The 14,756-nt window shown below is 64.1% G+C and carries 14 protein-coding genes; 3 read left to right on the top strand and 11 right to left on the bottom strand.

Features of this window, described 5'->3' with window-relative positions:
* Positions 1 to 16 precede the first annotated feature (16 nt).
* The 4 genes from FOB47_RS18635 to FOB47_RS18620 all read right to left on the bottom strand — a co-directional run bounded on the left by FOB47_RS18635 (position 17) and on the right by FOB47_RS18620 (position 5,112).
* Entirely contained in the window at positions 17 to 1,630 is a 1,614-nt protein-coding gene (locus tag FOB47_RS18635) for a DHA2 family efflux MFS transporter permease subunit (RefSeq protein WP_151023373.1), read from the bottom strand.
* A gap of 2 nt (positions 1,631 to 1,632) precedes the next feature.
* A complete protein-coding gene (locus FOB47_RS18630) occupies positions 1,633 to 2,916 on the bottom strand; it encodes an HlyD/EmrA/EmrK family protein (protein WP_053822009.1) in 1,284 nt (427 codons plus the stop codon).
* Between the two features lie 72 nt (positions 2,917 to 2,988).
* Positions 2,989 to 4,545 carry an AdeC/AdeK/OprM family multidrug efflux complex outer membrane factor gene (locus FOB47_RS18625; RefSeq protein WP_174781793.1) on the bottom strand — a complete coding sequence of 519 codons (1,557 nt, stop codon included), beginning with the start codon at positions 4,543 to 4,545 and terminating at the stop codon, positions 2,989 to 2,991.
* Positions 4,546 to 4,638: 93 nt separating this feature from the next.
* Positions 4,639 to 5,112, bottom strand: a complete 474-nt coding sequence (locus tag FOB47_RS18620; RefSeq protein WP_174781792.1) for a MarR family winged helix-turn-helix transcriptional regulator — start codon at positions 5,110 to 5,112, stop codon at positions 4,639 to 4,641.
* Positions 5,113 to 5,322: 210 nt separating this feature from the next.
* Between FOB47_RS18620 and typA the strand changes: the two genes are divergently transcribed.
* Positions 5,323 to 7,143 (top strand): translational GTPase TypA, encoded by a 1,821-nt coding sequence (gene typA, locus FOB47_RS18615; RefSeq protein ID WP_053822007.1) that lies wholly within the window; start codon positions 5,323 to 5,325, stop codon positions 7,141 to 7,143.
* A gap of 100 nt (positions 7,144 to 7,243) precedes the next feature.
* Here the strand turns inward: typA and FOB47_RS18610 are convergent, their stop codons facing one another.
* The 4 genes from FOB47_RS18610 to FOB47_RS18595 form a co-directional block, all read right to left on the bottom strand.
* Positions 7,244 to 8,473, bottom strand: coding sequence for an FkbM family methyltransferase (locus FOB47_RS18610; RefSeq protein WP_174781791.1), 1,230 nt, complete (start codon positions 8,471 to 8,473; stop codon positions 7,244 to 7,246).
* A 71-nt stretch (positions 8,474 to 8,544) separates the two neighbouring features.
* Positions 8,545 to 10,611 carry a DUF6311 domain-containing protein gene (locus FOB47_RS18605; protein WP_174781790.1) on the bottom strand — a complete coding sequence of 689 codons (2,067 nt, stop codon included), beginning with the start codon at positions 10,609 to 10,611 and terminating at the stop codon, positions 8,545 to 8,547.
* Positions 10,604 to 11,005, bottom strand: coding sequence for a GtrA family protein (locus tag FOB47_RS18600; protein ID WP_174781789.1), 402 nt, complete (start codon positions 11,003 to 11,005; stop codon positions 10,604 to 10,606). The genes FOB47_RS18605 and FOB47_RS18600 overlap by 8 nt, the downstream gene beginning before the upstream one ends.
* Positions 10,995 to 11,948: a glycosyltransferase family 2 protein gene (locus FOB47_RS18595; protein WP_174781788.1), complete on the bottom strand. Its 954-nt coding sequence runs from the start codon at positions 11,946 to 11,948 to the stop codon at positions 10,995 to 10,997. Before FOB47_RS18595 ends, FOB47_RS18600 begins: the two co-directional genes overlap by 11 nt.
* Before the next feature lie 420 nt (positions 11,949 to 12,368).
* Here FOB47_RS18595 and FOB47_RS18590 point away from each other — a divergent pair, with 420 nt between their 5' ends.
* A complete protein-coding gene (locus tag FOB47_RS18590; protein WP_174781787.1) occupies positions 12,369 to 12,779 on the top strand; it encodes a hypothetical protein in 411 nt (136 codons plus the stop codon).
* An 81-nt stretch (positions 12,780 to 12,860) separates the two neighbouring features.
* Positions 12,861 to 13,094, top strand: a complete 234-nt coding sequence (locus tag FOB47_RS18585) for an LbetaH domain-containing protein (protein WP_174781786.1) — start codon at positions 12,861 to 12,863, stop codon at positions 13,092 to 13,094.
* 17 nt (positions 13,095 to 13,111) lie between these two features.
* Here the strand turns inward: FOB47_RS18585 and FOB47_RS18580 are convergent, their stop codons facing one another.
* The 3 genes from FOB47_RS18580 to FOB47_RS26295 are packed head-to-tail and all read right to left on the bottom strand — an operon-like array spanning position 13,112 to position 14,735.
* On the bottom strand, positions 13,112 to 13,546 hold the full coding sequence (locus FOB47_RS18580; protein WP_174781785.1) for a DUF930 domain-containing protein: 435 nt from the start codon (positions 13,544 to 13,546) through the stop codon (positions 13,112 to 13,114).
* 33 nt (positions 13,547 to 13,579) lie between these two features.
* Positions 13,580 to 14,188, bottom strand: coding sequence for a GNAT family N-acetyltransferase (locus FOB47_RS18575; protein ID WP_217488925.1), 609 nt, complete (start codon positions 14,186 to 14,188; stop codon positions 13,580 to 13,582).
* Entirely contained in the window at positions 14,172 to 14,735 is a 564-nt protein-coding gene (locus tag FOB47_RS26295; RefSeq protein WP_261660701.1) for a sugar O-acetyltransferase, read from the bottom strand. The genes FOB47_RS18575 and FOB47_RS26295 overlap by 17 nt, the downstream gene beginning before the upstream one ends.
* Positions 14,736 to 14,756 lie beyond the last annotated feature (21 nt).

Genomic DNA, 14,756 nt, shown 5'->3' with positions numbered 1-14,756 from the left:
CGCAGGACCGGGAGCCTCAATGCGCCCCCATCGCATCCGCCGACCCGCCTCCGCCACTCTTCGGCCTGGTCAGCCAGACGAACACGATCAACGCGAAGAACATCACCCCCGAGATCCAGAAGATATCGTTGGCGCCCAGCATCGACGCCTGTTGGGAGATGGTGCGCTCGATCATGCCGACCGCCTGCTGATGGCTCATGCCCTGCTGCATCAGGTGTTCGACCTGGGCGTTGTAGATCGGGTTGTACGGATTGGCCTGTTCGACCAGGTGCGCATGGTGCATCGCCGAGCGGTTCTCCCACACGGTGGTCGACACCGAGGCGCCGATCGCGCCGAACGTGATCCGCACGAAGTTCGACAGGCCCGAGGCCGCCGGAATCTTGTCGGGCGGCTGTCCCGACAGGATGATCGACGTCAGCGGGATGAAGAACATCGCCATCGCCGCGCCCTGGATCAGCGTCGGAATCATCAGCGTGGTGGTGTCCACGTCGATCGTGAACCGCGAACGCATCAGGCTGACGATGCCGAACGTGACGAAGGCCGCGGTGGCGACCCAGCGCGGGTCCATCTTCGGCAGATTGCGCCCGATCACCGGGGACAGCAGGATCGCGAAGATGCCCACCGGCGCCATCACGATGCCGGCATCGGTCGCGGTATAGCCGACGATGGTCTGCAGCCACAGCGGCAGGATCACCAGATTGCCGAAGAACAGCCCGTAGGCGACCGAGATCGCGACCACGCCCGCGCTGAAGTTGCGGCCGTTGAACAGGCTGATATCGACGATCGGATGCTTCTCGTAGCGCTCCCACGCGAGGAAGAACAGGAAGCCGACCACCGCCACCACCGTCAGCGTGACGATCTCGGTCGAATGGAACCAGTCGAGCTCCTTGCCCTTGTCCAGCATCAGCTGCATCGCGCCGACCCAGATCACCAGCAGCGCCAGCCCGATGGTATCGATCGGCAGCACGCGCTTGGGCGTCTCGCGGTCGCGATAGATGACCCAGGTCGCGTACGCCGCCAGGATGCCGACCGGGATATTGATGTAGAAGATCCACGGCCACGTCATGTTGTCCGAGATCCAGCCGCCCAGCAGCGGCCCCATGATCGGCGCGACGAGCGTGGTCATGCCCCATAGCGCCAGCGCCATCGTGCTCTTGTGCGGCGGATAGCTCGACAGCAGCAGCGATTGCGACAGCGGAATCATCGGCCCGGCGACCGCACCCTGCAGGATCCGCGCGGCCAGCAGCACTTCCAGGTTCGGCGCGACGCCGCACAGCCACGACGACAGCACGAACAGCAGGATCGACGTGACAAACAGCCGCACCGCGCCGAAGCGCGTGGTCAGCCAGCCGGTCAGCGGCACCGAGATCGCGTTGGCGACCGCGAACGACGTGATGACCCAGGTGCCCTGGTTCGGCGACACGCCGAGGTCGCCCGAGATCGCGGGAATCGACACGTTGGCGATCGACGAGTCGAGCACGTTCATGAACGTGGCCAGCGACAGCGCGATCGTGCCGACGATCAGCTTGCCGCCCGTCAGCGGTTCCTGGTGCGCGGGGCGGGCCGGGGCCGCGGGCCGCGGTGCCGGCGCGGGTTCGGCGCCCTCGCGGGCGGTCAGCGTATCGGCCATGATCAGGCGTGCGTGGTTGCTTTCACAGTCGCTTTCGCGGTGGCGGCGGGCTTGGCAGTCGATGCCCGGGCCGCGGATGCCGGCGCGGACACCGCCGGCTCGGCGCCCTGGCGGCCGCTGTTGGTCGCGATGATGCGCGCGATCAGCGCATCGGCATCGTGGCCGACCTTGTCATAGACATCGGTCTGCATCGGCTTGCTGGCGGTCGTCGTCGTCATCGCCGCGCCCTCGGTCTTGCGCACGTCGACGGTGACGTTCATCGACAGGCCGATGCGCAGCGGATGGTCCTTCAGCTGCTGCGGATCGAGCGCGATGCGCACCGGCAGCCGCTGCACCACCTTGATCCAGTTGCCGGTGGCGTTCTGCGCCGGCAGCAGCGAGAACGCCGAGCCGGTGCCGGCCGAGAAGCCGGCCACCTTGCCGTGGTATTCGACGTCGGAACCGTAGACGTCCGCATGCAGCGTGACCGGCTGGCCGATCCGCATATGCGTGATCTGGACCTCCTTGAAGTTCGCGTCGACCCAGACCTGATCGAGCGGCACCACCGCCATCAGCGGCGCGCCGGCGTTGACGCGCTGGCCCACCTGCACCGAGCGCTTGGCGACATAGCCGGTCACCGGTGCCGGCAGCTGCGAGCGCGCATAGCTCAGATAGGCGGCGCGCACGTTGGCGGCGGCGCGCTGCACGTTCGGATGCTTTTCGACGGTGGTCTGGTCGGTCAGCGCCTTGTTCGACGCGAGCTGTTCGCGCGCGGCCTGCAGCGCCGACTCGGCCGCCTGCAGCGTGGTGCGCGCATGTGCGAGTTCTTCCGACGAGACCGCGCCCGAGCCGGCGATCGCCTGGCGGCGCTTCAGGTCTTCGCGGGCGCGCGCGACATCGGCCTGGCGCAGCGCCACGTTGGCCGCCAGCGAGCCGTTGTTGACGTACAGCGTGCGCACCTCGCGCACCGCCTGTGCCAGCTGGGCCTCGGCCTGGGCCAGCGCGACCTCGCTGTCGGCGCGGTCGAGCTGGATCAGCGGCTGGCCGGCGTTGACCAGCTGCGTATCGTCGGCGCCGATCGCCACCACCGTGCCGGGCACCAGCGGGGTCACCTGGACCACGTTGCCCGCGACGTAGGCGTCGTCGGTGCTCTCGAAATGCCGCGCGTACAGGGCCCAGTAGCCGCCGTAGGCCAGCCCCGCGACCACCACGGCGGCGGTCAGCGAGAGCAGCAGGCGCTTGCGCTTGCCGTTGTTGTTGTCGGAGGGTTGCGTGCGGGTCGCCGCGTTCTGTTGTTGGTCGCTCATGATGTCGGTCGCTAAAAACGGTTCGGACGTTGTCGTTGTTCTTCGATGTCGGGTGGTTGGTGCTCGGGCGCCTCAGCCGTGCGCCGCGGCACGAGTCGCGGCGGAGGAGGGCGCCGGCGCCGCGGCCCCCCCGGCCTGTGCCGGCCCGGAATCGCCCGGCTCGCCGGCTTGCCGATAGCCGCCGCCGAGCGCCTTGACCAGCGCCATCTGCAGATCCAGTCGCCGCGCCTGCAGATCGGTGGCCAGGCGCCGCTGCTGCAGCACATTGCTTTCGGCGTTCAGCACGGTCAGCTGCGTGCCCAGGCCCGCCTTGTAGCGGGTGGTGGCCAGCGCATAGGCGTGCTCGGCCAGCTCCAGTGCCTCGCGCTGCGTCTGGATCTGCTGATCGACGCTGCGGATGCTGGTCACCGTATCGGCGGTCTCGCGCAGCGCATTGACCAGCGTCTGGTTGTAGTTGGCCACCGCCAGGTCGTATTGCGCATGCTTGCCCTTCAGGTTCGCGCGCAGCCGCCCGCCCTCGAAGATCGGCAGGCGCACCGCCGGCCCGAAGCCGAACTGGCGGCTGATGCCGAGCAGCAGGTTGGACGGATCGAGCGAGGCGAGGCCCGCGAAGGCGCTCAGCGTGACATTGGGCAGGAACTCGGCGCGCGCGACGTCGATGTCCTTGGACGAAGCCTCGACGCGCCAGCGCGCCGCCACCAGGTCGGGCCGGCGGCCGAGCAGGTCGATCGCCAGGTTGTCCGGCAGCGTTGGGGTCGCATGCGCCAGCAGCGTCGGCCGCTGGATGGCCAGGCCACGGTCCGGACCCTTGCCCAGCAGCGCGGCGATCTGGTTGCGGGCCAGCGCGATCTCTTCGTCGATCCGCTGCAGATCGGTGCGGGCCGAGGCCACCGTCGCGCGCGCCTGTGTGGTTTCGACCTGGGTGTCGAGACCGGCCGACAGGCGCTGGCGCGACAGCTCGGTCAGGTCGCCGCGCTGGGCGATCGCGCGCTCGGCCACATCGCGCTGCGCGAACAGCGCGGCCAGCCGCGCGTAGTTGCGCGCCACCGCGGTGGTCAGCAGCAGCCGCGAGGCCTGGCTTTCGGCTTCGGCGGCGCGGTCGTCGGACAGCGCCGCTTCCAGCGCCGAGCGGTTCCTGCCCCAGAAATCGAGGTCCCAGGACAGGCCGGCCTGCATCCGCGACAGGTTCTGCCACGAGCCGGCGCGCGGCGTGCCCTCATACAGATCGGTCTCCGAGAAGCGCTGACGCGTCAGCGACGCATCGAAGTCGATATGCGGATACAGCGAGCTGCGGGTGGCATCGGCCATCGCACGCGAGGCCTGCACGCGCGCCAGCGCCGCCTGCAGATTCGGACTGCTCTGCACGGCCTCGTCGACCAGTGCGCGCAGTTGCGGATCGCCGAACTGGTCGACCCAGTCCTGCGACGGCCATTGGCCATGCTGGCCGGGCAGCGTCTGCGCGGTGGCGAGCTGTGCGGGTTCGGTCATGACCTGGGTGGTGTGCGAGTTGCCGAAGGCGGCGCAGCCGGCCAGCGCGGCGGCGGCCAGCGCGCTCAGCGCGAAGGTGCCGAGGCGGCGGGCCGGTTGCCGTGCCACGGCGCGGCGGGAAGTCGAAAGTTGGTGGTTCATGGGTTGGCGACAACGAAAGACGGATGCCGCGGTCCGGTGCCGCAGGGCACGGGCCGCCGATGGATCGGGGACGATTGGAGTGCGGGGGCGCCGCTATCCGGAGTTGTTGGCGATCACCCGTTGCAGCATGTCGCGGAACTGGGCGATCTCCGCCTCCGAGAAGCCGCGAAAGCGCCGGTTCAGCACCCGGCAGAAGATCGTGGGCAACTGCTCGACCAGCGCCAGGCCGGCCGGCGTGACACGCAGATCGACGATGCGCCGGTCGGCGTCGCTGCGTTGGCGCTCGACCAGCCCGCGCTTCTCCATGCGGCTGATCAGGCGTGTGACCGAGCCGATATCGGTATTCAGTTCGCGGCCCAGGTCGGTCACCGTACGGGCGCGGTCGTGAGCCAGCATCACGAGGCACGAGGCCTGGGCGTGCGTGATATCGAGCGCGCCGACCTCCTGCTCGACGTCGCGCGACACCTCGCCCTTGGCCCGCGCCATCAGATAGCCGACGCTGTCGCAAATCCGATAGGAGGCGGGATCGAAGGGCAAGGTATCGCCGGTGCCGGTGCTGTTCATCATTTGCCTATGCAATCTTTGTCGTGGCAAATATATGCGGCGATTGAGAGAACAGCAAGAACGTCAATTCGTCATTTCTGATTTCGAAATAGTGCGCCGCAAGGCCTTGCAGCAAGGCGAAAGACAGTCCGAGCCGTGCTCCGCTGTTTTGCGTCGCAACATGCTAGAATGGCGGGTTGAATTTTTGATGCCCAGCTGCAAGCGAGAGCCGCAATGACCCGCGCAATCCGCAATATCGCCATCATCGCCCACGTCGATCATGGCAAGACCACCCTGGTGGACCAACTCCTGCGCCAGGCAGGCACCTTCCGTGAGAACCAGCAGGTTGCGGAGCGGGTGATGGACTCGAACGACCTGGAAAAGGAACGCGGGATCACCATCCTGGCGAAGAACTGTGCGGTCGAGTACAACGGCACCCATATCAATATCGTCGACACCCCGGGCCACGCCGACTTCGGCGGCGAGGTCGAGCGCGTGCTGTCGATGGTCGACGGCGTGCTGCTGCTGGTCGATGCTGTCGAAGGCCCGATGCCGCAGACCCGCTTCGTCACGCGCAAGGCGCTGGCGCTGGGCCTGAAGCCGATCGTCGTGATCAACAAGATCGACCGCCCGGGCGCCCGTCCGGACTGGGTGATCAACCAGACCTTCGACCTGTTCGACAAGCTGGGCGCGACCGATGAGCAGCTCGACTTCCCGGTGATCTACGCCTCGGGCCTGAACGGCTACGCCGGCCTGACCGAGGACGTGCGCGACGGCGACATGAAGCCGCTGTTCGAGACTGTGCTCGACAAGGTGCCGGTCCGTAACGACGACCCGGACGGTCCGCTGCAGCTGCAGATCATCTCGCTGGACTACTCGAGCTACGTCGGCAAGATCGGCGTCGGCCGTATTTCCCGCGGCCGCGCGCGTCCGCTGCAGGACGTGGTCGTCAAGTTCGGTCCCGAGGGCAACCCGATCAAGGGCCGCATCAACCAGGTGCTGAAGTTCCGCGGCCTGGAGCGCGAGATCGTGCCCGAGGCCGAGGCTGGCGACATCGTGCTGATCAACGGCATCGAGGAGCTCGGTATCGGCTGCACCGTCTGCGCGCCCGACGCGCAGGACGCGCTGCCGATGCTCAAGGTCGACGAGCCGACGCTGACGATGAACTTCTGCGTCAACACCTCGCCGTTGGCCGGTCGCGAAGGCAAGTTCGTCACCAGCCGCCAGCTGCGCGAGCGCCTGGACCGCGAACTGAAGTCCAACGTCGCGCTGCGCGTGGCCGAAACCGGCGATGACACGGTGTTCGAAGTGTCGGGCCGCGGCGAACTGCATCTGACGATCCTGCTGGAAAACATGCGCCGCGAAGGCTACGAGCTGGCCGTGTCGCGCCCGCGCGTGGTGTTCAAGGAAATCGACGGCGTCAAGCACGAGCCGTACGAGCTGCTGACCGTGGACGTCGAGGACGGCCACCAGGGCGCCGTGATGGAAGAGCTGGGCCGCCGCAAGGGCGAACTGCTCGACATGGCGTCGGACGGCAAGGGCCGCACCCGCCTGGAATACCGCATTCCGGCGCGCGGCCTGATCGGCTTCCAGGGCGAGTTCCTGACGCTGACGCGCGGCACCGGCCTGATCTCGCACATCTTTGACGACTACGCGCCGGTGCGCGAGGGCGGCCTGGGCGAGCGCCACAACGGTGTGCTGATCTCGCAGGACGACGGCGAGGCCGTGGCCTACGCGCTGTGGAAGCTGCAGGATCGCGGCCGCATGTTCGTCAAGCCGGGCGACCCGCTGTACGAGGGCATGATCATCGGCATCCACAGCCGCGACAACGACCTGGTCGTCAATCCGATCAAGGGCAAGCAGCTGACCAACGTACGCGCCTCCGGCACCGACGAAGCGGTACGCCTGGTACCGCCGATCCAGATGACGCTCGAATACGCGGTGGAATTCATCGCCGACGACGAACTGGTCGAAATCACGCCGAAGAGCATCCGCCTGCGCAAGCGCTTCCTGAAGGAACACGAGCGCAAGCGCGCGGCACGCGAAGGCGCGTAAGCGTCAGCGATACGCTGCCCCGGGAGGGGGAAGGGCCGAGTCCTGTGGTGAACGGGGCTCGGCCTTTTCATTGGTGGACGCCGGCGAGCGAAACATCGGCTCAATCGTGCACGCCGAGTCGTTCGTAGAGGGAGATCTGGTGGAGCCCGATGCCGAGATGCCGCGGATCTTCGGATATTCCCAATTGCGAAGGCGAACAAGGCTTGTGAATCTGGAAATCGATCACGAGCGCGTTTACCCGGCAAAACTGAATCGGCACCGTGAATTCGAAGATGTCGGCGTCCGACTTGGGCCCGCTGAACGCGAACGCCAGATTGCCGACCTCGATGCCATTGACGGAGACCGTGGCCTCGGTTTCGGGATGATGCGCGTGGACAAAGCCGTGCGCCTCGATGACGAGGAGCAGATCGTTGTCTGGGGGATCCGGCAGGGTCAGGCGCAGGGACGAATGCCAGCCATCGGTCCAATATCCCCACGGTTCGGGGCTCGAGAATCCCTGTAGAAGCGTAAGAGCCGGCGCGGCCGCAATCGTCAGTGATTGGGACGTGATCAAGGAATACCCATCGGGCCTCGTCCTGTCTTGGGGGCGAAGGCGGGAGAGAAAGGCGTCCTCCTTTTCCCGCGGCACCATGAAGTAATCCCAGTAGATACTGTCGACGGCAGCGTTCCAGGCCTGTCGCGAGGCAAGACGGTTCAGAAACATGTCGTACAGCACGTAGTCGTGTGCGCGGCAAAACTCGAACAGTGTCCACCTGGTGTTGCCATAGACGCTATAACCCTGCATGCCGTATTCGACGCTGATCAAGGGCCGGTACTTGTCGAGAACGGCCCGTGCGCCCTGCAGGCAATCGATTTCGGCGCCTTCAATGTCGATCTTGATGAAGCTCAACCCTTCCAGTTGGTCCGCGAAGGTATCGAGCCTTTCGACCGCAACGACGATCGTGCGTGGGCGTGCCGATTCCGGATCGTTGTAGATCCGCTGGCGCAGACCGCTTTCCTGCGGCGAGCCTTCCGCGTATGTGAATTCCGCCGTGCCCGAGCAGTTCGATAGCGCCATATTGTGCAGCTTGGCGTTATCGACATCGAATCGTTTGGCCAGGCTTGCGTATTGATCCGGCAGCGGCTCGAAGCCGAACACGCGGCCCGTATTGGCGACCGAAGTCAGGAAGTGCCGCAGGTGCCGGCCACTATGGGCCCCGATATCGACCACCACGTCGCCGGGACGCAGCCATTTCTTGTAGTGGGATTCCAGCAGCTTCTCGTAATCGATCGTCACGATGCCGGAAGCGATCAGCTGTCCCAGCGTGGAATACGGTAAGGCGTTGGGCACGGTTGACGTCTCCTTTCATATTGTTTCAATACAAAGGTCGGGCGTTGACGCGTGCACGGTTCTACCGCCGACTACCGCCCATAGATCTCCATCGAATCGACATTCAGTGCCAGTACACGCGTATCGCCGCTGATACCGAGCTCGGCCGGCGCGCGCGCGTCGGGGAACTCGAGTCTGACATCGAGGCATCCCCGTGCGGACGTCAGCAGCGAGGCCGGTACGCGGAACTCGCGTGTCTCGACCTGTTCCCTTGTGAGCCGCCAGCGCTGGATCTCTTTCCCGGCGACAACGACGATGACTTGTTGCTGTTCCTGCCCCGGCTTGATGAACGGAACAAAACGCAGGCGGACCGAGAGTTCCTGCGCGGATTCGCTCCCCAGCGGAATCGACAGCGCTGCTTCGTGCCCATCGGTCCAGCGGCCGCCTTCGCCGGCCGTCGTCGACCAGCCTCGCTTCAGATAGCGCTCGCTGGCGGTGTCCCTGAAATCGATACGGGCAATTTCGGAGCGGAACGCGCATGTCTGCGTACACCCGCGCCATGCGGGCGCCAGCACGCGAAACCCGTCCACATACCCCGCGAAGCCCTTGCCCCCAAGGTTGCCGCGCGCCTTGTCCCAGTGCGTTTCCTTGTTGAAGATATAGAGCGTGTCCTCCCTGAAATTGCCGGTCTCAATGGCGGCAAGCAGTTCGTCTTCCACCGCTTTCAGCTTGTCGAAGTCGACGCGGGCGAAATACCCGCCATTGATGCTCATTCGCGCATTGGAGGCCAGGAACGCAATGGGAGCGTATCGCTCGCCGCCGTCCAGCGGAAGCACGAATGCAATGCGTTTGTACTGCTTCGGGACATCGTTCCAGAACGCCGACTTCAGCGGATTGTCCCAACGCTGCGCCCATCGGGCCCGGAAAAAGGCGGACGCATTCAACAGGTCGGTGGCCTGGAAAAGCAGGATCACGGCGAGCGCCGGCACCAGCAGCCGTTTCGGCGACAGCCGCAGCAGGAGCACCAGCAAGAGTATCTCCACGGCATAGACGACCGGCCAGATGAATCTGCCAGTGGAGCGGAACGTCGATACGACCTTCTCGAAAATGGCCGGTACCTGAAACTGGATCAGTTCGTGTCCGCCAAACGCTATGCGATTGGAGAGCGCATAGACATAGAAGATCGCACAGACTGCGATAAGCGGGAACGCCGGGCGCCACGCGAACTCGACATGCCGCCATCGGAAAGCCAGCAGGGCCGCCACCAGCAGAGCAAGGACAAACATGCCCGCGCCCGGGTAGCTGAAGCCTTCGTAATTGCCGCCGACATATGGCGTTTGCCGCCAGATGGACCAGATGTCCAGCGGATGCAGGGGCGACGTGATGTTGAAGCGGTAGTACCCGTATCCCTCCGACCCGACCCCCCGCACCGCAAAATAGCCCACCGAAATCGCGGTGCCGGCCAGCAACAGGAACGCAAGACCGATTTCCATCGTCAGCGATGTCGCGGTCACTTCCCGCGCCTGCCAGGCGCGCCACCGATCCGCGGTCCAGAGGCCCAGGCTCATGGCCAGCAAATAGGGGTGGACCAGCGCCGCCACGCACAGCAGCACAATCCACTGGAAGGGCGTGGCAAGGCCTCGCAGATACAGGTAGAGACCCGCCAGCAGGATCCAGTGCCCGATCAGTGCCTCGTGCCCCAGCAGCCGCCACAGCATTGGCGGAGATAGTGTCAGCAGTGCGGCACCGATGGCGCGTACGAGCATGCCCTCGGAAAACAGTGACAGGATGCGCCAGGCAAAAAAGGCCTGAAGTGCGAAACACAGGGCGATCCAGATGCCGAAATATTGAAACTGCGGCGTCAGCAGGGCGCGGAGATACTTGAACGGGATCGCCAGCAACGGGATCGAGTCGGAAAATACGATGGAACTGCCGATGGTTTCGCCGTATTTGGTGTTCAACCCGATCGGGAATTGCAATAAATCGCCGTGACGGAAGAAATTCCAGCCGATGTAGTGCTGAATCGGGTCGCCGCCGCTTGCCATGATCCAGTCGACATTGGCCGGATTGACGATTTTTCCGCCGCTGAATGCGAAAAAGATCGTCAGGCCGATCAGTACGGCAATCCATGAATCTCCCGTTCTTGGTAGCTTAGCCATGTCTTTTTTCTTTGAACGTCCAGGCGGAGTTGACGGCGAAGGTAAACAACAGCGTCACGGCAGTGGCGATCAACTGGTTGACGATATAGAGCCAGCTTGTCAGATGCGTCAGTATCGCCATGACGACACCGTTGAGCACTACGCCCGCTCCTGCAATGAGGAGGAATTTGGGAAGCGTGGACCGGTGGCTGCTCGTGGCTTGAAAGGTGAACCTGTAATTGAGGAAGTAGTTGATGAGCGCGCCGACCACTGCGCCAACCGAAGAGGCCACGACGGGGCTGGCCAGCAGGCTGGATTCGATCAGCCCGATCAGAACGACATAGTGGGCGGCGGTGCCGGCAGCGCCGATGATCGTGTACTTGACCAGCCGTTGCAGCGTCGCACTACCGGGCATGCTTGACCTTTCTGCCGTACTGCGCCCGGATCAGGTACAGCGGGCGCCGTTTCGATTCCATGTAGATGCGCCCGATGTATTCGCCGAGGATGCCGATGCCGATCAGCTGTATGCCGCTGAAAAACAGGATCGAAACGAAGATCGAAGCGTAGCCGGGTACATCGATGCCATGCACGAGGGTGCGGACCACAAGGTATGCCGCATACAGGAAGGACAATGCCGAAACAAGCAGGCCGAAGTAGGTCCAGATACGCAACGGGAGACTGCTGAAGCTGGTGATGCCTTCCAGTGCGAAGTTCCATAGCTTCCAGCCCGAAAACTTGGTCGTGCCGGCCACCCTGCGGTCGCGCGAGTACGGGATCACCGCAGTCCGGAATCCGACCCACGCGAACAGGCCTTTCATGAAACGGCGCGATTCCGGAAGGGAATTGACCGCATCGGTGACCTCGCGCGTCATCAAGCGGAAATCGCCGACGTTGTCGGGGATCTTGACATCGGCAAGCTTGTTGTGAAGCCGATAGAAGTTCGAGGCCGAGAAACGCTTGAGGAAGGTATCGGTCGTACGGTCCACCAGTCGGGCCAGTACCACGTCATATCCCTCCCGCCATTTGGCCACCAGCTGGCCAATGACTTCCGGCGGATCCTGCAGGTCGGCGTCGAACGGTACGACGATGTCGCCTTGCGCTTCGGCCAGCCCGGCGGACATGGCCGCCTCCTTGCCGAAATTTCGCGACAAGTCGATGACCCGCACGCGCTCGTCGGTATCTGCGGCAGAAATCAGGCGCTCGAGCGTGCGATCGGTGCTTCCGTCATTGATGCACACAATTTCAAAGTCGATACTGTCGAGCGCTTCCAGGCACGGAATGACACGCCGAAAGAATTCGGGAATTGCTTCTTCCTCGTTAAAGAATGGCACTACCAAAGACAATAAAGGGATCGACATATTCCGAGAATTGACTATTGCGTTGTGCACACTCGCGAGTCGCGAGGCCATCTTGCTGCAGTGGATGCTTGCCGACGAACGGACACTGCTGTCCCTATGCCAGACGTTGTTCGCGCCACGGCAGGGATCTGAATTGTTTTTTGGCCAACCCGACTGCCAATTGGCATATCCGGCTTGTTTGCCCCTGTTTGTATCAGGCCGTGTCCGATCGGGCGGATTTTCTCGTGGTGTCCGGATCGTAGCAGAGGAAAAATGACCGTCGATTTACCGACTGGCAGAAAAAAGAGAATTGTGCTTCTTTGTTGGCACCGGTCAACCTACGGCGGTAGGCCATCGCTTTAATTGTGATGTACAAGACATTCAATGTGGCAGAGCACGCGAACGGAGTATCATGTCGTCTACTCAAGACCAGGCCCAGGCATGACCGGCATTGACCTCCAGAACGACGGACAAGGCAACAGCATTGAGCATCCTGACGACGCCATCCTTGATAACGTAAAAATCACATTCGTCGGCAATGGAAACACCGTTCGAATGGGGCGTTCCTGCCTGAGCAATGTCGTCATCGAGATCCACGGCGACGACAATGTGATCGAGTTCGACGAAGATTGCTGTGTAACGAACGCCATCATCAAGGCCTGGGTGGATCGCGCCGGCCGCAATGCGGTGAAGCTGACGCGAACGCGTATCGGACGGGGCGTTCAATACTCCCAGGGACAGATCATTCTCGGTGGCGACTGCGTCTCGGTGGAAATCGGCGAAGGGACAAACATCATTGAAGCGAAGCTGTTCGCCGTCGAACGACACAGTCGCATCGAAATCGGGCCGTAGTGCCTGTTCTCGTGGAACATCGAAATCCGCACCAGCGACTGGCATCCGATCTTCGATATCGAAAGCGGGCGGCGGATCAATATGCCGGCACCGGTCAGGCTTGCCGAAAAGGTGTGGGTCGGCTCCGACGTTCGTATTCTCAAAGGCGTGACCATTGGGGAAGGCAGCGTGATCGGCGTGGGTTCGATCGTCACGCGCGATATCCCCGCATCGTGCGTAGCGGTTGGCAACCCGGCACGCGTTGTCAGGACCGGCATCTCCTGGTCCGTCGATGCCTTGTCGCACCTGGACCAGGAACCCGTGATCGCGCCGTAGTCCCGTGGCGCGGGCCCTTACCTGGCGTCTGCGAACGTTGCCTGGAACGCCGTGGCCCGAGCCGTTTCCGCGTCGAGCGCACAGGTAAACGTGAAATTACGCCAGCCCTTGCGGCCGCGGGCCTGGCCCTTTCCTTCCAGCACGGTATTGCCTTTCAGCGTCAGGCTTTGCGGCGTGTCGTCGCCGAGGAAGACGCGGTCGATCCTGGCGTCGGTGCGCTTGAGTTCCTGCAGCGCCAGCGGGCGACACATCACCTCGGCGACTTTCTTGGCGTCGCTCCATTGGCTCGCGACGTTGCGGTCGGCGGGCGTGCGCAGGGTGCCGATGGCGCGGTCGAGTGCCTGACGTTGGGAGTCGGTCAGCGGGCTGTTGTCCTGCGCGATGGCGGCGCAGGCCGCGGTCGCGAACAGGGCGGCGAGCAGGGCGCGATGCGGTCGGATCAAGCGTGCCATACGAAGTCCCGTCGGGTTGGAATATCGGCGATTCTACGGCGACGCCGGCGGGGCGGCCTCGGTGCCGGAGCGCGGCACGTCCAGCACCAGCCGCATCGCGCAGCGCAGATGCACCGGCAAACCGAGTTCGCGTTCGTGCTGAAGTACCGCGGTAAGCCGTTCGTCCAGTGCATCGCCTTCTATCGCGTCGAATCCCAGCCGGCGGTAGAAGGGCTCGTTCCAGGGCAGGTCGCGGAAGGTTGTCAGCGTGACGGCGGACAGCCGTTGCCGCCGGGCATGTTCGATCGCCTGCGAGACCAGCGCGCGGCCGCAGCCCTGGCCCTGCCAATCGCGATGGACGGCGAGCTCCCAGATATGCAGCGCCTGGCCGAAGCGCTCGGCGCTGAGGAAGCCCCGCACCTTGCCGGTGTTGTCGACGGCGACCCAGGCCGTTCCCGCGGCAATGAAGCGCAGGTGGACTTCGGGGGCCAGCACGTCGTCGTCTGCGATCCACGCCAATGCCGGCACGCTGCGGAACAGCTCGGCGGCGGAGCGTTCGATGTCCGGCAGCGATGCGGCGTCGCTGCGGTCTGCGAGCCGGATCAGCGCCGCCATTGCCGGTACATGCCGGGAGCGCGCGAGCGCATCATGCGTCGGCGCCATCGTCCGGTGTCTGCGCGATCTCGCGAATCACACGCGCCGGATTGCCTGCCGCGACCACATTCGGCGGAATATCGCGCGTGACGACCGCGCCGGCACCGATCACGCTGTTCTCGCCGATCGTGACGCCCGCCAGCACGATGGCGCCGCCGCCGAGCCAGACGTTGTTGCCGATGACGATGGGCTTGGCGGCTTCGTATTTCTGCCGCCGCAGCTCCGGATCGATCGGATGAGTCGGCGTCAGCAATTGGACGTTGGGCCCGATCTGCACGTCTTCGCCGATCGTGATCGGCGCGACGTCGAGCGCCATCAATCCGTAGTTGACGAAGGTCCGCGCGCCGACCGTGATGTACTTGCCGTAGTCGACGTAAAGCGGTGGCTTGATATTGACGTCCGGTCCGACGGCGCCAAGCATTTGATGCAGGACCTGCTGCGCGCTGTCGAGATCGACGGCATAGCGCGTCTCGTATTCGCGAGACAGGCGATACGCGCGGCGCGATGCGGCCTGCAATTCGCGGTCTTCGGCGATATAGAGATCGCCGGCAAGCATTCTTTCCTTCTGGCTGCGATG

Source organism: Cupriavidus gilardii, from assembly GCF_013347325.1.
Lineage (GTDB): Bacteria > Pseudomonadota > Gammaproteobacteria > Burkholderiales > Burkholderiaceae > Cupriavidus > Cupriavidus gilardii.
The sequence above is the reverse complement of the archived record's forward strand: the minus strand, read 5'-3'. Positions and strand labels throughout refer to the sequence as shown.